The organism is Martinezella calliandrae (genome assembly GCF_030272695.1).
Taxonomy (GTDB): Bacteria; Pseudomonadota; Alphaproteobacteria; order Rhizobiales; family Rhizobiaceae; genus Rhizobium; species Rhizobium calliandrae.
On the sequence record NZ_JARFYN010000003.1, the window covers coordinates 1 to 16,362 of the forward strand.

19 protein-coding genes are annotated in these 16,362 nt (G+C 59.3%); 2 read left to right on the forward strand and 17 right to left on the reverse strand.

Annotated features, from left to right (window positions below):
* Positions 1–155: 155 nt before the first annotated feature.
* Positions 156–1,100 carry a nucleoside hydrolase gene (locus PY650_RS02930; RefSeq protein ID WP_285877573.1) on the reverse strand — a complete coding sequence of 315 codons (945 nt, stop codon included), beginning with the start codon at positions 1,098–1,100 and terminating at the stop codon, positions 156–158.
* Positions 1,101–1,327: 227 nt separating this feature from the next.
* Here PY650_RS02930 and PY650_RS02935 point away from each other — a divergent pair, with 227 nt between their 5' ends.
* Both PY650_RS02935 and PY650_RS02940 read left to right on the forward strand, forming a co-directional pair.
* Positions 1,328–1,759: an Hsp20 family protein gene (locus tag PY650_RS02935; protein WP_285877574.1), complete on the forward strand. Its 432-nt coding sequence runs from the start codon at positions 1,328–1,330 to the stop codon at positions 1,757–1,759.
* Between the two features lie 45 nt (positions 1,760–1,804).
* Positions 1,805–2,062 (forward strand): BQ00720 family protein, encoded by a 258-nt coding sequence (locus PY650_RS02940; RefSeq protein WP_285877575.1) that lies wholly within the window; start codon positions 1,805–1,807, stop codon positions 2,060–2,062.
* Between the two features lie 205 nt (positions 2,063–2,267).
* Here the strand turns inward: PY650_RS02940 and trmB are convergent, their stop codons facing one another.
* The 16 genes from trmB to PY650_RS03020 all read right to left on the reverse strand — a co-directional run bounded on the left by trmB (position 2,268) and on the right by PY650_RS03020 (position 16,335).
* Positions 2,268–2,969, reverse strand: a complete 702-nt coding sequence (gene trmB / locus PY650_RS02945; RefSeq protein WP_285877576.1) for a tRNA (guanine(46)-N(7))-methyltransferase TrmB — start codon at positions 2,967–2,969, stop codon at positions 2,268–2,270.
* A complete protein-coding gene (gene metK, locus PY650_RS02950) occupies positions 2,966–4,219 on the reverse strand; it encodes a methionine adenosyltransferase (protein ID WP_285877577.1) in 1,254 nt (417 codons plus the stop codon). Before metK ends, trmB begins: the two co-directional genes overlap by 4 nt.
* A gap of 187 nt (positions 4,220–4,406) precedes the next feature.
* Positions 4,407–4,826 carry a helix-turn-helix domain-containing protein gene (locus PY650_RS02955; RefSeq protein ID WP_120706223.1) on the reverse strand — a complete coding sequence of 140 codons (420 nt, stop codon included), beginning with the start codon at positions 4,824–4,826 and terminating at the stop codon, positions 4,407–4,409.
* Between the two features lie 151 nt (positions 4,827–4,977).
* Entirely contained in the window at positions 4,978–6,576 is a 1,599-nt protein-coding gene (gene lnt, locus PY650_RS02960; protein WP_285877578.1) for an apolipoprotein N-acyltransferase, read from the reverse strand.
* A 79-nt stretch (positions 6,577–6,655) separates the two neighbouring features.
* A complete protein-coding gene (locus PY650_RS02965; protein WP_285877579.1) occupies positions 6,656–7,837 on the reverse strand; it encodes a hemolysin family protein in 1,182 nt (393 codons plus the stop codon).
* A gap of 25 nt (positions 7,838–7,862) precedes the next feature.
* The gene (gene ybeY / locus PY650_RS02970; protein WP_285877580.1) at positions 7,863–8,369 is read right to left on the reverse strand and encodes an rRNA maturation RNase YbeY; all 507 of its coding nucleotides are present in this window, start codon (positions 8,367–8,369) and stop codon (positions 7,863–7,865) included.
* Positions 8,369–9,427 carry a PhoH family protein gene (locus PY650_RS02975; RefSeq protein WP_285877581.1) on the reverse strand — a complete coding sequence of 353 codons (1,059 nt, stop codon included), beginning with the start codon at positions 9,425–9,427 and terminating at the stop codon, positions 8,369–8,371. Before PY650_RS02975 ends, ybeY begins: the two co-directional genes overlap by 1 nt.
* Positions 9,428–9,457: 30 nt before the next feature.
* A complete protein-coding gene (gene miaB / locus PY650_RS02980) occupies positions 9,458–10,870 on the reverse strand; it encodes a tRNA (N6-isopentenyl adenosine(37)-C2)-methylthiotransferase MiaB (RefSeq protein WP_285877582.1) in 1,413 nt (470 codons plus the stop codon).
* Between the two features lie 60 nt (positions 10,871–10,930).
* Complete coding sequence (gene olsA, locus PY650_RS02985) at positions 10,931–11,728, reverse strand: lyso-ornithine lipid O-acyltransferase (RefSeq protein WP_285877583.1); 798 nt, start codon at positions 11,726–11,728, stop codon at positions 10,931–10,933.
* A 30-nt stretch (positions 11,729–11,758) separates the two neighbouring features.
* Positions 11,759–12,187: a Fur family transcriptional regulator gene (locus PY650_RS02990; protein ID WP_285877584.1), complete on the reverse strand. Its 429-nt coding sequence runs from the start codon at positions 12,185–12,187 to the stop codon at positions 11,759–11,761.
* Positions 12,188–12,225: 38 nt separating this feature from the next.
* Positions 12,226–12,720: a GNAT family N-acetyltransferase gene (locus tag PY650_RS02995; protein WP_285877585.1), complete on the reverse strand. Its 495-nt coding sequence runs from the start codon at positions 12,718–12,720 to the stop codon at positions 12,226–12,228.
* A 2-nt stretch (positions 12,721–12,722) separates the two neighbouring features.
* The gene (gene tsaB, locus PY650_RS03000; protein WP_285877586.1) at positions 12,723–13,379 is read right to left on the reverse strand and encodes a tRNA (adenosine(37)-N6)-threonylcarbamoyltransferase complex dimerization subunit type 1 TsaB; all 657 of its coding nucleotides are present in this window, start codon (positions 13,377–13,379) and stop codon (positions 12,723–12,725) included.
* 124 nt (positions 13,380–13,503) lie between these two features.
* Positions 13,504–14,070: a NifU family protein gene (locus tag PY650_RS03005; protein ID WP_285867997.1), complete on the reverse strand. Its 567-nt coding sequence runs from the start codon at positions 14,068–14,070 to the stop codon at positions 13,504–13,506.
* A gap of 131 nt (positions 14,071–14,201) precedes the next feature.
* Complete coding sequence (locus PY650_RS03010) at positions 14,202–14,693, reverse strand: universal stress protein (protein WP_104821831.1); 492 nt, start codon at positions 14,691–14,693, stop codon at positions 14,202–14,204.
* A 73-nt stretch (positions 14,694–14,766) separates the two neighbouring features.
* Positions 14,767–15,831: a tryptophan--tRNA ligase gene (trpS, locus tag PY650_RS03015; RefSeq protein WP_285877587.1), complete on the reverse strand. Its 1,065-nt coding sequence runs from the start codon at positions 15,829–15,831 to the stop codon at positions 14,767–14,769.
* 111 nt (positions 15,832–15,942) lie between these two features.
* Positions 15,943–16,335, reverse strand: coding sequence for a VOC family protein (locus PY650_RS03020; protein ID WP_285877588.1), 393 nt, complete (start codon positions 16,333–16,335; stop codon positions 15,943–15,945).
* Positions 16,336–16,362 lie beyond the last annotated feature (27 nt).

A 16,362-nucleotide genomic window follows, 5' to 3' on the forward strand; every position in this document is an offset into this window, starting at 1 on the left:
CGGTCGCCCTTCCGCAGTTGCGCTTCTCTTCGCTCGCCATGACCAGCTCACGGTGGGACTTCCACCCACAAGAATGCGCCCATGCTGGACGCACCAACATAAAGGCCGCCGGAGCAATCCGGCGGCCTCTCCATTTTTAAGCTAAAGCGCAAACGTCAGATGCGCGCAAAACGCTCGGTCAGCAGCGCGAAGAAGCCGTCGGCGTCGACGAAACGCATGACCTTGGCGTTGTGCTTACGGTCGGTAACGTGCCACCAATCGACGACAGTCATGCCAACGGTAAGTTCGGACGTCACCTCAATCTCGACGTTGCAATCGCGGCCCTTGAACAATTCCGGCTTCAGCAGATAGGCAATGACGGTCGGGTCGTGCAGCGGACCGCCATCTGAGCCGTATTTTTCGATGTCGAAGCGCTCGAAGAATTCCAGCATCTCGACCATGGCCTTGGCGGGGGCGGAGCCGATTGCGGCGATGCTCGCCACGCGATCCTTGCGGGTCAAAAGTTGATGGGTGACGTCGAGCGGCATCATGACGATAGGCACACCGGAGCGCAAGACGATATCGGCAGCCTCTGGGTCGACATAAATATTGAACTCGGCGGCCGGCGTGATGTTGCCGCCCTCGAAAAAGCCGCCGCCCATCATCACCAGCTCGCGGACACGGGCGACGATCTCGGGCGCCTTCTGGAAGGCGAGCGCAATATTGGTGAGCGGGCCGAGCGTGCAAAGCGTGACCGCGCCCGCCGGCTCGTTACGCAGGGTCTCGATGATGAAATCGACAGCATGGCCAGGCTGAAGGTCCATCGTCGGCGCCGGCAGGTCAGGGCCGTCGAGGCCGGTCTTGCCGTGGACATGTTCGGCGGTGACCAGCTTGCGCTTGAGCGGCGCTTCGGCGCCGGCGAAGACCTTCACATCACGGCGATTGCAGAGCTCACAGACGATGCGGGCATTGCGGCTCGTCAGCCGTAGCGGCACATTGCCGGCAACCGCGGTGATGCCGAGCACGTCGATCTCCTCGCGGCTCCCGAAGGCGAGCAAAATCGCGGCGGCGTCGTCTTGGCCGGGATCGGTATCGATGATAATTTTTCTGGGCTCTGTCATGTCAGTGGCTTTCCTCGGGTGCAGATCCGCAGTCTTGATGCGAGCCCGATTGAGCTTTGTCAAGCAGCGCATGCGGCACCACAATTGACACTTTCGCAGGACCTCAATCTCGCAAATGCGAAAGCACTACCTTCTTGCACTCCTCTGCCCATGTTCCCATATTATGTGTAACCGGATGCTGAAAGATCAGGTCCGGAGAGGTCGCTTGCTACCAAGGACTTGAGACGATGAGCCGGACGACTCCCTTTGCCAGCCCACTGCTTTTGGGCTTTGATACCATGGAAAAAACGCTGGAGCGGATTTCCAAGGCCAGTGACGGCTATCCCCCTTACAATATCGAACGCATGCGCGCCGACCGGGTGTCGGGCGAGCCCGAGCGCCTGCGCATTACGCTTGCGGTTGCCGGCTTCTCGGAAAACGAGCTCGACATCACCACGGAAGAAAATCAGCTTTTGATCCGCGGGCGACAGGTGGAGCATGAGGAACGCGATTATCTCTATCGTGGCATTGCGGCCCGCCAATTTCAGCGCGTCTTCGTTTTGGCCGACGGCATGCAGGTGCTTGGCGCCGTGCTGAAGAACGGCCTGCTCTCGGTCGATCTCATTCGGCCGGAAGCGGACCGCATGGTAAAGAAAATTAACATTTCGGTCTCACAGTAAGACAACGGCAGATTGCCGCTGGTCCCTCACACTGGAGGTACGAATATGCTATTGCGAGAAGCCACTGCCCGCCTGACCCAATCGGAATTCGCCGATATTGGTTCCGGCGAGGTTGCCTATGTCAGGAAAATGCATTCGGACGAAGTTTCCCGTTGCTTCCCGGAGGCCCCGGAAATCGATCCGAACGTCGACCTCTGGGCGCTCTTCGGCGCCGACGGCACCCCGATCCTTCTGACCGACAATCGGTCCAGCACGTTCTATAAGGCAGCCGAGGACGAGCTGAAGACGGTCAGCCTACATTGAGAAGCCGAATTGGCCTTCAGTTTAGCTCTTTTACGGTTGCTTAATTGCTGCGCGCCCTGAATTGATCAAGACAGCCAATTGCGGCTGTCGCAGCCGGATCACACCCGATTGCCGGACGTGAGAATGCGAAATCGGCAATCGTCCGCGCCACGCGCCTACGGCACCAGCCGGCATTGCAACCCGATCACAGTGAGCGAACGGCCACTCAAATCCTCTTGAACGTCAGATAGGCCGAGGGCCGTCCTTCACGCCGCGCCTTCGCCTCATAGCGTGTGCTCGGCCAACCCTCGTAGGGTGTCAGCCAGTCGGCGGCGTTTTCCGCCATCCATTCGAAGCCGCCATGAGCCTGGCAATGCTGCAGCGTCCAGTTGACATAGGTATCGATATCGGAGGCGAAGCAGAACAGAGCGTCTGGTTTCAGGACGCGGTGGAAGCGATCGAGGTTCACCTGTGAAACGAAACGGCGCTTCCAGTGCTTTTTCTTCGGCCATGGATCGGGATAGAGCAGATCGATGTGGTCGAGGCAGGCCTCCGGCAGCCAATCCAGCAATTGCGTAGCATCGTCGTTATAGACGCGGATGTTGCGCGCGCCGGTCTCGTCGATCCGGGCGAGCAGCTTCTGCATGGAATTGACGAAAGGCTCAACGCCAATGAAGCCCGTCGCCGGATATTCCAACGCCCGATGGATAAGGTGCTCGCCGCCGCCGAAGCCTATTTCCAGGCGCAGACGTTCGGTCGGCACCGGAAATAGCGCATTCAGCGGCCGAGGCGCCGGTGCGGAGAGGTCCACAAGAAATCGTGGCAGTAGCGCTTCCAGCCTTTCGGCCTGTTGGCCACGCAAGGCCTTTCCCTTGCGCCGGCCGAAGAATGCTTCCGTCGCCCGCGACCGGCGCTCCGTATCGGTCATGCAGCTTCCCGGGTCTTTACGGCTTCCTTGAGCGCCTTGACCAGGTCCGTGCGCTCCCAGGAGAACGAGCCGTCACGGCCCGCCTTGCGGCCGAAATGACCGTAAGCCGAAGTCTTCGCGTAGATCGGCTTGTTGAGGTCGAGATGGCGGCGGATGCCGGTCGGCGACAGGTCCATGTTCTTGCGGATCGCCGCCTCGATCTGGTCTTCGCTGACGCCCTTGCCGGTGCCATGCAGGTCGACATAGATCGACAGCGGCTGGGCAACGCCGATGGCATAGGAGAGCTGGATCGTGCAACGGTCTGCGAGAGCAGCGGCAACGACGTTCTTGGCGAGATAGCGCGCAGCATAGGCGGCGGAACGGTCGACCTTGGTCGTGTCCTTGCCCGAGAAGGCGCCGCCGCCGTGCGGTGCAGCGCCGCCGTAGGTGTCGACGATGATCTTGCGACCGGTGAGGCCCGCGTCACCATCCGGACCGCCGATGACGAACTTGCCGGTGGGGTTGATATACCAATTGCAGTCGGCCGCGATTTTCAAGTCGCCGAGAGCTTCGCGGATATAGGGTTCAACGACGGCACGAACCTTGTTCGAATCCCAGCTGTCATCGAGATGCTGGGTGGACAGTACGATCGAGGTCACCTCGTGCGGCTTGCCATCGACGTAGCGAACGGTCACCTGGCTCTTGGCGTCCGGACCAAGCTTGGCGACCTCGCCGTCGCCCTTCTTGCGGGCGGCCGCAAGCAACTGCAGGATCTTGTGCGAGTAGTAGATCGGCGCCGGCATGAGGTCCGGCGTTTCGCGGCAGGCGTAGCCGAACATGATGCCCTGGTCGCCGGCGCCCTCGTCACCCTGCTGGTCAGCGGCGCTGTCAACGCCCTGCGCAATGTCGGCCGACTGCGAATGCAGAAGCACGTCGATGCGCGCCTTCTTCCAGTGGAAGCCGTCCTGCTCGTAGCCGATATCCTTGATGGCGCGGCGGGCCGCGGCCTTGAATTTCGATGGATTGATGACGTCTTTGCCGTCCTTGTCCTTCTTCATCAGGCTCGGCGGCAGACGAACTTCGCCGGCGATGACGACGCGGTTGGTGGTGGCAAGGGTCTCGCAGGCAATGCGCACGCCCCAGGGATTGACGCCGGTCTTTGCCGCTTCGCGGTAGACCAGATCGACGATTTCGTCAGAGATGCGGTCACAGACTTTATCCGGGTGACCTTCGGCAACAGACTCACTGGTAAACAGATAATTCGCGCGCATGTGGGATTCCCCTCAAAGAACAAACTCCGCTTTTGATATTCGCGTCAGGCCCGAAAAACAAGTCGCAGAAGGACATAAATATATCTTTATATCCCACCCAAAGTGATAAAATTTTGCCATAGACATGCAAAAGGCGGCCAAAATGACCGCCTTTCAACTTTGACGCCGCAGCGCAGTCTTGAGACGCTTATTCGGCGTCGGCTTCGGCTGCGAGCGCCTTGACGAGTTCCACCACCTTGCGGCGGACCTTGCCGTCGGAAATCTTCACGAACGCGCGGTTGAGCTGCAGCCCCTCGGAGGATGAAAGAAAGTCGACCACGTAGTTGGAGCTGGAGGCCTCGGCCATGCCGCCCGCGGTGGTCGCGTGCTCACCGGGAGCATCCTCGAAGAAGAAGGAAACGGGAACGTTAAGAATACTGGAAATATTCTGAAGACGGCTGGCGCCAACGCGGTTGGTACCCTTCTCATATTTTTGAATCTGCTGGAAAGTGATTCCGAGACTCTCACCGAGCTTCTCCTGACTCATGCCCAGCATGGTGCGGCGGAGGCGGATACGGCTACCGACATGGATGTCGATAGGGTTCGGCTTTTTTTTGTTCTCAATCATCATATAGCCCTAACATAGGTTGAATTCAGGTCCTGCCATCCGGTGCCCTTAACCACCCCTATAACGCCACGTTGCAGCCGACGCCCACTCGGTATCTAGTTTACGTTCAAAAGGCGGACAGCAACCACTATGCAATTTTAGGGTTTTTTGGTCAATTCGCCCTTGAAATAAAACCCATGCGTGAAATCACAGCGATTATACCGACCACCCACACGATCAACCAGAAGTATGCTTTTCGTACGCTATCGTCGATACGCGATACGGTTGCGCCACTCAAAGTGGCGTCTACGAATCCTTGCTGACTAAAGTCAATTCCGGAAATCAAACGTCCGTGAGCGTCGACATAGGCGGAGATCCCTGTATTCGCGCTGCGAATCAGCGGCAGCCCCTGTTCGACAGCCCTCACCCGCGCCTGCAGGAAATGCTGATAGGGTCCCGGCGTATCACCAAACCATGCATCGTTCGTAACGTTTAGAATAGCGTCAGCCTGCCGGATTTCCGTTGTCATTTCGTTCGGAAAGATGATCTCGTAGCAGATCAGTGGATAGAGTTTGATGCCGCTCGGCAGCGTCAGCAACTGCCGGGTGGCGGCGGCTGAAAAGCCGCCGGGCAGCTCGATGACATTCTGAATTCCGAGATAGCCGAGGATGTTTTCGAAGGGCACGTACTCGCCGAAAGGCACGAGATGGGTTTTATCGGTGGCACCGATAATTTGGCCTCGCCCGTCGATGACATAAATCGAATTGTAATAACGCGGCTCGAGACCAGGCCCCATATCCTCGACGCGCACCGCACCGGTGATCAGGATCTGGTCGTCGTCGAGCTGGTCGGCAATGCGGGTCAGTGCGTCCTGATTATCCGTCAAAATGAAGGGGATAGCGGTTTCCGGCCAGACGATGATGTCGGGCCGTTTACCGCCATTGACCGGTGGCTGGACCGAAAGCGAGAGATGCTTGTCGAAGATGGCAGCGCGATCGGCATCCGTATCCATCTTGGCTTCCTGATCAATCGCGGGCTGGACGATGCGCAGCACTGGCGCCGTCTTCTTGCCCGCCGGTGGTTCCGGGAGGTGGAGCGCGTAATAGCCATAACCGAAATGAACGGCGGCGATGAACACGGCGAGCCCGATCCCCGGCACCCGACCTTGACGTGTTCCGAGCAGCGCCGGAGCGGCAAAGACAAAAACGGCAAGCACGGTGACGCCGAGCACGCCGATCACATGGGCGGACTGCATCATCAGCGGTATCGGCATGGCGCCATAGCCGATCGCATTCCAGGGAAAGCCAGTAAAAAGGAAGCTGCGCACCCATTCCAGCAGTCCAAAGGAGAAGGCGAGTGCGGCAATACGCCCCACGCCATCGGACCAGAGCAGGCGGGCTAACACTGTAGCCACACCGTAAAAGATCGCCAGAAAGGCCGGCAGGCCGAGAATCGCCAGCGGCAGCGCCCAGGCAAATTGATCGGCGTCGATCAGAAGCGCATGGCCGAGCCACCAGAGACCGGCGACGAAATAACCGAAGCCGAACAGCCAGCCGATGGCAAAAGCCGGCCAGAGACGGCCAAGAAAACCGCTATCGGGACCGGCGGCAGTACCATCCAGCAACCAGACAAGCAGCGTGAAGGAGATGAACATCGCTGCGAAGAAGCCGAAGGGCGGCAGCGCGAGGACACCGATGGATCCCGCCAGGATGGCAAGAAATGCGCGCTTGAAACCCCAGACGAGGATTACCCTGCCCGAAAGCCGTTCCATGCGCGCGCTCCGTCCAAACTGCGAATCAATTGGCCGCAGTCTTTCAAAAAAGCAGCGATTTGTCCTGTCGAAGCGCCATTCATTGGCTGGCGGTGTTCTGTTCGGCCGCGGGCTCGTCCGGCAGCGTATCCGGTGAAGGCAAGTCACGCTCTAGCGTGCCCCCTTCGCCTTCTGACTTGGTCGGGCGGCGGCGCAAGGCATGACGCTTGCGAGTGATGCGCACCCGTTTGATGCGGCGCGGATCGGCATCGAGAATATGGAATTCGAAGCCCGGGAGCGCCTGGACGAGCTCACCGCGTACCGGGATGCGGCTGAGCGCTGAGAAGATCAAGCCGCCGAGCGTGTCCACTTCGTCCACCTGCTCGCTGATGTCGAAATCCGGGCCGATGGCGGCCGCGATCTCCTCAAGCTCAACGCGGGCATCTGCGACGAAAACGTCTTCGGAGACGCGCTTGAACATGACTTCTTCGTCGTCATGTTCGTCGTCAATGTCGCCGACAACCATTTCAACGATATCCTCATGCGAGGCGAGACCGTCGGTGCCACCATATTCGTCGATGACGAGCGCCATCTGCGTACGGTTGACCTGCATGCGGCGGAGCAGATCGGATGCCAGCATGGAAGGCGGCACGAACAGGATTTTTCGAATGATGCCGGCTTCGGCCAATGTCTTCTGCAAGTCGACGCGCGAAAGGTCAAAATTCGGCTTGGCCGAGCGCGGCGGCTTTTCAGCCGAACCCGCAGCCGACGCGGACGCCGCAGCGGCTGCAGACGCCTTGCCATTGCTGCCGCGGCGCTTGTTGCGCGCCTGCTTGGCGACGTAGGACAGGAGATCGCGGATATGCACCATGCCGCGCGGATCATCGAGCGTATCGGCATAGACCGGCATGCGTGAACGGCCGCTCTCCTCGAACAAGATCATCAATTCGCCGATGGTGATGTTCTGATCAACCGCCTCGATATCGGCGCGCGGCACCATGACGTCCTCGACGCGCACCTCGCGGAAGCGGAGGATGTTATGCAGCATAGCCCGCTCGTCGGGCGAGAACGCATCATCATCGCTGGCGCTGGTCATCAACGCATCGGCCAGATCCTCGCGCAGGCGCGCTGATCCTTGAGCTGGGCGCAGAATGCGCGCAGCACGGGCCCAGAAGGAAGAATGTGATCGCTTGCTGCTACTACTGCCTGCCTCATCAGAGGAGGAGGCGGTTTCAGCACCATCTTTGGCCTCGGCGGCCGGTCTTGTCGTAAAGTCGCTCATTGTTCCTGATCAGACAGGGTTCAAGTCAAATGGGATCCTGCCCCGCATAGGGATCAGATAGGCCAAGCCCCGCCAAAATGCGAGTCTCCAGCCCCTCCATTCTTTCGGCTTCGCTATTATTCATATGGTCGTAGCCGAAGAGATGCAAGAAACCATGCACCATCAAATGGGTCAGATGATCATCAAAACTCTTTTCCAGCTCGACGGCTTCCCGCTCCACAGTCTCTTTGGCGATAATGATGTCGCCGAGCATCGGGCCGGGTTTACCGCCGGGGACCAGCGGAAAAGCGGGGAAAGACAGTACGTTAGTCGCCTTGTCCTGATCACGCCATTCGGCATTGATCTCACGGATCGCGGCATCGTCGGTAAAGACCAGCGACAATTCCGGCGCCATTTTCGGAAAAGGCTGCTTCTCATTTCTCTCAAGATAAATTGCGGCCGCGCCCAGCACGCGCTCGGCCAGAGCCTGCAACTCTTCCTCGGAGGGCCAATCGCCCTCCTCGACGCTGATCTCTATATCGAGTTCGGCCATCAGATCTGCGGATCGGCCTCGCTGCCCTCAACGGGAGCGGCATAGTTCGAGTCGTAAGCCCTGACGATGCGCGCCACCAGCGGATGGCGGACGACGTCCGTGTCCTTGAAGCGGACGATGGTGATCCCTTCAACGCCGTTGAGGAGTTGCAGGGCTTCCACCAGCCCGGATTTGACGCCGCGCGGCAGGTCGATCTGGCTGGGATCGCCGGTGATGATCATGCGTGAATTCTCGCCGAGACGTGTCAGGAACATCTTCATCTGCATCGAGGTCGTGTTCTGCGCCTCGTCGAGGATGACGGCGGCGTTGGCAAGCGTACGGCCGCGCATGAAGGCAAGCGGGGCGATCTCGATGACGCCGGCGGTGATGGCGCGTTCGACCTTGTCGCCCGGCATCATATCGTAGAGCGCGTCATAGAGCGGACGAAGATAGGGATCGACCTTCTCCTTCATGTCGCCGGGCAGGAAGCCGAGACGCTCGCCGGCTTCGACGGCTGGGCGCGACAGGATGATCTTCTCGACCGCGCCTCGCTCCAGAAGCTGGGCGGCATGGGCGACCGCGAGATAGGTCTTGCCGGTACCGGCCGGACCCACGCCGAAAACCATTTCGGAACGATCCATCGCCCTGATGTAGGCGTCCTGAGTCGGCGTGCGCGCGATGATCGTCTTCTTGCGCGTCGAAATCTGCGCCATCGTCAGCTTGGCTTTTTTCTCCATGGTCGGCAGCGTCAGTTGGTCATCGGCGGCAACCGCCATGCGGATTGCGCCTTCCACGTCGGAGCGCTCCACATGCCCGCCTTTCTGCAGCTTATCATACAGATAGTCGAGAGTGCGGCGCGCCTGATTGGTGGCCAGCACATCGCCAGTGATGAGAACGGAATTGCCGCGGGCACGCGCGTCGATGCCAAGGCGCTCCTCGAGCAGCTTCAAGTTCTGATCGAACTGTCCGAAAAGTTCGCTGGCGAACCGATTGTTCTCGAACGTCAGGATGAAGTGATTGGCGTCGCTCGCGGTGCGTGGCTGGCGCGATGAAGAAGAAACCAATTCCTGTCCGTTCAAGCGGTCCGGCTCCTTTGCCTCGTCCGGAACCTAAAGCAACTCAGCAAAAAGGCTGTTCGTGCTGGTTCCGATGATTCGTACATTGATAATGTCACCGATTTGCGATGCTTTTGCATCAAGATTCACAGATTGCAGCCAGGGGGATCGGCCAATCAACTGACCCGGCATGCGGCCCGGCTTTTCCAGTAGGATATCGACCACCTTGCCGACACAAGCATCTGCGAACGCGTGCTGCTGCTTCAAAAGCAGCGCCTGCAACCGTTCCAACCGTTCCGCCTTGATCTCTTCCGGCACCTGGCCCTTCAATTCCGCACCGGGCGTTCCAGGGCGTGTCGAATATTTGAACGAGAAGGCTTGCGCATAGTTCACCTCCTCTACCAACCGAAGTGTATCCGCAAAATCCTGCTCTGTCTCCCCCGGGAAACCCACAATGAAATCACCCGAAAGGGCGATATCTGGCCGTGCGGCGCGGATTTTTTCGATTAGAGCAAGATATTCCGCAGCTGTATGCCGCCGATTCATCGCCTTGAGAATGCGATCGGAGCCGGACTGAACCGGCAGGTGCAGATAGGGCATCAACGTGCGCAGATCGCGATGGGCCGATATCAGCCGGTCGTCCATGTCGCGCGGGTGGCTGGTGGTGTATCGCAGCCGAGCGAGATTCGGAATTTCAGCGAGCCTATAGAGCAAATCGCCGAGGCTCCAGGCTTCGCCCGCCGGTCCGGTTCCATGCCAGGCGTTGACATTCTGGCCGAGCAGGGTGATTTCGCGTACGCCTCCATCCACAAGTTTCTGAGCCTCTTCGACGATCTGGGCGACCGGACGGGAGACTTCGGAACCGCGCGTATAGGGCACGACGCAGAAAGTGCAGAACTTGTCGCAGCCCTCCTGCACCGTCAGGAAGGCCGTGACGCCGCGGGCGCGGATCTTCGTTGCCTCGGCGATCGGCAGATGTTCGAACTTATCCTCGATCGCATATTCCGTATCGACAACGCGCTGGCCTTCCTTGGCCCGACGCAACGCGACCGGCAGGCGATGATAGGTCTGCGGGCCGATAACTACATCCACGGCCGGCGCGCGGCGGAGAATTTCCTCACCTTCCGCCTGGGCGACACAGCCGGTGACGCCGATCATCATATCGCGGCCGTCAGCGGCCTTGCGCTTCTTCATCTCGCGCAGGCGCCCGAGCGCGGAATAGACCTTTTCGGCAGCCTTCTCGCGGATATGACAGGTGTTCAGCAGGACGAGATCGGCTTCTTCCATGTCCTCGGTCGGCTCATAGCCATCGCGGGCAAGCGCGTCGCTCATCCGCGCCGAGTCGTAGACATTCATCTGGCAGCCATAGGTCTTGATGAAGACCTTACGGCTGATGGAGCCATCGCGAAGACCAATCTCTAATGTATCGGGCTGCGGGGCATCGGGAAGTGCACTGTCCTTGTTCATGGCCGCTATGTAGTGACTTTTGCTTCCGGAGAAAATGGAAAAGTTAACATCGCTTGAATATCAGGCGATCTCGCGGCCAAGCAACCGGCTGGCCAGCATGGTGCGGATGCGTCTCGTGACGGTGGCGCTGACCTCTTTGCGGTTGGTATCCGCACGATAATCCACCGCCTCGCCGAAGCAGACATCGACATCGATCGCCCCGCAGCCGAAAATGCCCTTGAGATGCGGCATCAACTTTATATCGCCTGGCCAGGCTGCCAGGGGACGATAGTAGCGGCCCATGGCGATGCCGTGGACGCGCGTATAGGCGACAGCGACCGGCTGGACGTGAACGACGGCATCCGGTGCTTTTGGCAGTGCCGCCGCCGCCGCGCCGAACAATGAGGATTTGACCTCCAGCAGTCGGTTGCCGTCCGATGTCGTGCCTTCCGGGAACAAGACCATGATTTCGCCGTCGGCCATGCGCTCAGCGATCTCGTTCACCTGATCGCCCGTTTTGCGCTTTTGCTCGCGTACGACGAACACGCTCTTTTGCCACCGAGCGAGAAGACCGAAAATCGGCCAATCGCGCACTTCCGCCTTGGCGATGAAAGCGACGTCGGCAATGGAGGACAGCACGAGAATATCAAGCCAGGAGGCGTGGTTCACGGCCAGCATCAGTGGCCGGCGCTGTTCGACCGCTCCGATGACATTGACGCGAATGCCGAGGCAATAGCAGATGATGCGATGCCAATAACGCGGCAGATAACGCCTAAGCTTCCAATCAAAGCGCAGGCAGAGAATCTGCAGCGGCAGCATGACCGCGCTGACGGTGCAGATAACGATGAGAGCACAGGCCACTCGCAGCCAGGTCACCAAGTCATTCGCTCCCGCACGACCGCCGCCACCTCAGCGTTCGTCCTTCTTGAGCGGGATACCGTAGAGCTCCAGCCGATGGTCGACGAGCTTGAAACCGTGTTCGCGGGCGATGCGCTCCTGCAGCGCCTCGATCTCCGGCGAGTGAAATTCGATCACTTCGCCGCTCTTCAGATCGATCAGGTGATCATGATGCTCTTCCGGCACGGTCTCGTAACGCGAACGCCCGTCACGGAAGTCATGGCGAGCGATGATTCCGGCATCCTCGAAAAGCTTTACAGTGCGGTAGACGGTCGAAATCGAGATTTTCGCATCGACCTTGACGGAGCGGCGGTGCAACTCCTCGACATCCGGATGATCCTCCGAACTCTCAATGATGCGCGCAATAACCCGTCGCTGCTCGGTCATGCGCATACCGCGCTCGGTACAAAGCTCCTCGAGGGATTTTACGGGATCGCTCATTGTATAAGGTCTTCGGTCTATTCGTCTAGAACAACGGACTAGCGAAGAACACGGCGCATGACAAGCGCCGTCGATTTCGCGCCGCTTTCATCGACATAATAAGCCTTGCGCTCGCCGACCTTCTCAAAGCCGAGCTTGCGGTAGAGACCGAGGGCCGGCTGGTTGGCGCCGTCGACCTCGAGAAACATGGTTTCGCCGCCGCGGTTGCGCGCCTCGCGCAACGCCGCCTGCATTAGGCGCCAGCCGAGGCCGGTACGGCTAAGCTTGGCATTAACGGCAACCGTCAGGATTTCCGCCTCGCCCGCGGCATGCCGTGCCAGTACGAAGCCTGGAAGCGGCTTCTTCAAGATCGCGTTGGTCTGGCGGGCGACAAAGCCGAAGGTCGTGTCCTGCGACAGAAGATTTTGAAACTCGCTCTCGTCCCAAACGCGCGAAAAACGTTCGCCATGCAGCGCCGCCACCTCGACGCAATCCCGCAACTGCATCGGAACGATCTCGTATTCGGCTTTCAGGGTGAGATAGGATTCGAGCATAGTCATACCCTGGCGACTGCGTACCCTGCCTGCGGTCTGGCGTCGGGTCCGCGAAGATAAAGCGGCTTCGGCTTTTCGCTGACAGATTTGGCAGCGCCCAGCCGGGCGACGGTGGCAATCGGAAAAGCATCAGGCCGCGCCGAGGGCGGCGAGCCGCTGAGCCGAGCAACAGCCGAGCCGGTGGGGACGCCGTCGAAAGCATCGGCGATTGCACGCGCTTCGTCGATCGTTACGGCGCGCGGCTCATCCAACGAATGGCCATCGACATCGAACGACTGGAGATAGATCTCCTCGCGCTTGGCGTCGATGGCCGCCAGAACCGATTTACCCGGATTCGTTTCCCGTGCGGCAGCAGCCATGACCTCAAGGGTCGTGACGCCGACAGCGGGAACGTTCAGGGAGAGCGCGAAACCGCGGGCAGCGGCGACGCCGATGCGGATGCCTGTGAAGGAGCCGGGACCGATGGTCACGACCACGCGTTCCACCGCCGCGAGCGCTATTTCGGCTTCCGCCAGCGCCCGGTCGACAACAGCCATCAAATGTTCAGCATGTCCCCGCCCAATCGTTTCCGTGACCTCCCCAATCACAGAATCACTGCCGCTATCATACACAGCAGCAGCGCAATCCACACCTGCCGTGTCGAGCGCCAGTACGATCATCACAACTTTTCCGAAAAGCCGCGCTCGGAGCGCGGTTGACTTGTCTTCGAACGTCCCAATGCGCCAGCGTCTCGTTCTTGCATAATCCTATCCAAAAACCGCTGTGCATTTTTTGGGATCATGCTTAAACGGCTTCGACTTCCTGCACTTCCGGGACGAAATGGCGCAGCAGATTTTGTATGCCATGCTTCAGCGTTGCCGTGGACGACGGGCAGCCGGAGCACGATCCCTTCATATTGAGGTAGACCTTGCCGTCACGAAAGCCGCGGAAGGTGATGTCGCCGCCATCCTGGGCAACGGCCGGACGAACGCGGGTTTCAAGCAATTCCTTGATCGTCAGCACGATCGATTCGTCATCTGCATCGAAGAACTCACCACCAGCATCCTGCACTTCGGAGAGCACCGAGCTTTCGCCCATGACCGGCTTGCCGGACATGAAATGCTCCATGATCGAACCGAGGATGGCCGGCTTCAGATGCTGCCACTCCTGTCCTTCCTTGGAGACAGAGATGAAGTCGTAACCGAAATAGACGCCGCTGACGCCGGGAATCTCGAAGATGCGAGCGGCGAGCGGCGACACTTCCGCTTCCTCCGCGCTGCGGAATTCAGCTGTTCCGCTTTCCATGACTACCTTGCCCGGCAGGAACTTCAGGGTTGCCGGGTTTGGCGTCGCTTCGGTTTGAATGAACATCTTGATCTCCATGCGGCGGACCGAGCCCATACCGCTTCAGCACTATCCGACTTTAGAATATTTCAAAAGAAAATAGGCTTTTTGGCCGCTCTATTCAAGAGACTGATTCTCAAGAAATAGCCCAAAAGAACTCAACTGAGGGCGTCGATTTCCTCGTTCGTCAGCGTATCCGGCAGCACCGTCACGGGGATCGGAAAGGCTGCGGCACGTCCGGCAATCGAAGACACCAGCGGTCCCGGTCCTTCCTTGGCCGAGCCGGCTGCAAGAACGAGAAGCGCAATATCCCGGTCTTCCTCGATCACCGCATTGATCTGTTCGGCGGCCGCCCCTTCGCGAATGACGATCTCCGGATCGATGCCGATATTTTCACGCACGATCTGCGCCGCCTTGGCCGTTGCCGCCTCGGCCTCCTCGCGCGCTTCGGCCCGCATGATCTCCTCGACACCCAGCCATTGCTGGAAATCACCTTCGGGGATCACAAAGAGGAGCACCAGGCCGCCATTGGAATTCTTGGCGCGCCGACCAGCATAGTGGACGGCACGCTGGCATTCAGGAGTGCCGTCGATAACCGCCATGAACTTGCGGCGATGACCTTCGAGGCGTGAGAGACGTTTTGATACCATGAGCCAAGTCTGACACTTGACCGGGGCGTTTTGCAAGCCCCCGTTTCATACGGGGGCTGCTTTCATAAGATAGTCAATAGATAAAGCCGATAATATCGCGGACCTGCTTCATAGTCACTTCGGCCCGGGCCCGGGCACGGGCACTTCCATCGCGCAGAAGAGTGTCGATATGGCCGGGATCGGCCATTAGGCGGCGCATTTCGCCGGTGATCGGCGAGAGGACATGCACGGCCAGATCGACCAGCGCCGGCTTGAAGACCGAGAACTGCTGGCCGCCGAATGCCGCAAGAACGTCCGACTTCGATTTGTCGGCAAGGGCGGCATAGATACCGACGAGGTTGTCGGCCTCCGGGCGGCCTGCGAGGCCGGCAATCTCGCTCGGCAATCCGTCCGGATCGGTCTTGGCCTTGCGGATCTTCTTCGAGATATTCTCTTCGTCGTCGAGCAGATTGATGCGCGACAAATCTGAGGCATCCGACTTCGACATCTTCTTGGTGCCATCGCGGAGCGACATGACGCGCGGCGCCGGACCGTCGATCAGCGGCTCGACCATCGGGAAATAAGCATGCACCGGCTCGTCGCCGATGGTGATGTCGATGCCATAGCCCGAACGACGAATGTGCTCCATGTAGTCCATGTTGAACTTCATGGCGATGTCACGGGTCAGCTCGAGATGCTGTTTCTGGTCGTCGCCGACGGGCACGTGTGTGGCACGGTAGACGAGAATGTCGGCAGCCATCAGGCTCGGATAGGCGTAGAGGCCGAGGGAGGCCTGCTCGCGGTCCTTGCCGGCCTTGTCCTTGAACTGCGTCATGCGGTTCATCCAACCGATGCGGGCGACACAGTTGAAGATCCAGGCAAGTTCGGCATGCTGCGGCACGGCGGACTGGTTGAAGACGATGTGCTTTTCCGGATCGATGCCGGCGGCGAGGAAGGCGGCCGTGATCGAACGGATCTGGCCCGGCATGTCCTCATGCACGAGCTGAGCCGTCAACGCATGCATGTCGACGACGCAGTAGATGCAGTCATTATTTGCCTGTAGCGCCACGAACTTGCGGATCGCGCCAAGATAATTGCCGAGATGGAGATTGCCGGTCGGCTGAACGCCGGAGAATACGAGCGGCTTGAATTCGGTCATGTCTACCTCAAAAGGCTTGTGGAGGGCCCGGGCGAGCTTGCGCTCGACCCCTGGTGTTCGGCCGGCTTATGCACGGCAGACAGCCAGGGATCAAGAGGATATCCATGCCTCTCAAGAAGAATGCTGGATCAAATCCCAGGTGTTGCCGTAAAGGTCGGCAAACACGGCTACCGTACCGTAAACTTCATGGCGCGGCTCCTCCAAAAAACGCACGCCTTTGGCAATCATCGCCGCGTAATCGCGGGAAAAATCGTCGGTCTTGAGAAAGAAACCGACACGCCCGCCGGTCTGATTGCCAATGGCAGCGCGCTGGCTTTCGCCAGTAGCCTGGGCCAGAAGCAATGTCGCTCCCTCTCCACCCTTTGGCTTAATGACAACCCACCGCTTGCCCTCCGGCTGCACTTGGTCAGACAAGCACTCGAAGCCGAGACAATCGCAATAGAAGGCCTTGGCGCGGTCGTAATCGTCGACGACGAGGGTTACGAGGATAAGGGATTGGGGCATGAATAAGCTCCGCCTTTGGAAGAATCG

Excerpts from the sequence above, each read along its gene's own strand:
- PY650_RS02965 (WP_285877579.1), bottom strand. The coding sequence starts at position 7,837 with ATGAGCGACTTTACGACAAGACCGGCCGCCGAGGCCAAAGATGGTGCT.
- PY650_RS02930 (WP_285877573.1), bottom strand. The coding sequence starts at position 1,100 with ATGACAGAGCCCAGAAAAATTATCATCGATACCGATCCCGGCCAAGAC.
- PY650_RS03005 (WP_285867997.1), bottom strand. The coding sequence starts at position 14,070 with ATGTTCATTCAAACCGAAGCGACGCCAAACCCGGCAACCCTGAAGTTC.
- trmB (WP_285877576.1), bottom strand. The coding sequence starts at position 2,969 with ATGACCGATACGGAGCGCCGGTCGCGGGCGACGGAAGCATTCTTCGGC.
- PY650_RS02955 (WP_120706223.1), bottom strand. The coding sequence starts at position 4,826 with ATGATTGAGAACAAAAAAAAGCCGAACCCTATCGACATCCATGTCGGT.
- trpS (WP_285877587.1), bottom strand. The coding sequence starts at position 15,831 with ATGACCGAATTCAAGCCGCTCGTATTCTCCGGCGTTCAGCCGACCGGC.
- PY650_RS02940 (WP_285877575.1), top strand. The coding sequence starts at position 1,805 with ATGCTATTGCGAGAAGCCACTGCCCGCCTGACCCAATCGGAATTCGCC.
- miaB (WP_285877582.1), bottom strand. The coding sequence starts at position 10,870 with ATGAACAAGGACAGTGCACTTCCCGATGCCCCGCAGCCCGATACATTA.
- PY650_RS02935 (WP_285877574.1), top strand. The coding sequence starts at position 1,328 with ATGAGCCGGACGACTCCCTTTGCCAGCCCACTGCTTTTGGGCTTTGAT.
- PY650_RS02995 (WP_285877585.1), bottom strand. The coding sequence starts at position 12,720 with ATGCTCGAATCCTATCTCACCCTGAAAGCCGAATACGAGATCGTTCCG.
- PY650_RS02990 (WP_285877584.1), bottom strand. The coding sequence starts at position 12,187 with ATGAGCGATCCCGTAAAATCCCTCGAGGAGCTTTGTACCGAGCGCGGT.
- ybeY (WP_285877580.1), bottom strand. The coding sequence starts at position 8,369 with ATGGCCGAACTCGATATAGAGATCAGCGTCGAGGAGGGCGATTGGCCC.
- lnt (WP_285877578.1), bottom strand. The coding sequence starts at position 6,576 with ATGGAACGGCTTTCGGGCAGGGTAATCCTCGTCTGGGGTTTCAAGCGC.
- PY650_RS03010 (WP_104821831.1), bottom strand. The coding sequence starts at position 14,693 with ATGGTATCAAAACGTCTCTCACGCCTCGAAGGTCATCGCCGCAAGTTC.
- PY650_RS03020 (WP_285877588.1), bottom strand. The coding sequence starts at position 16,335 with ATGCCCCAATCCCTTATCCTCGTAACCCTCGTCGTCGACGATTACGAC.
- metK (WP_285877577.1), bottom strand. The coding sequence starts at position 4,219 with ATGCGCGCGAATTATCTGTTTACCAGTGAGTCTGTTGCCGAAGGTCAC.
- tsaB (WP_285877586.1), bottom strand. The coding sequence starts at position 13,379 with ATGATCGTACTGGCGCTCGACACGGCAGGTGTGGATTGCGCTGCTGCT.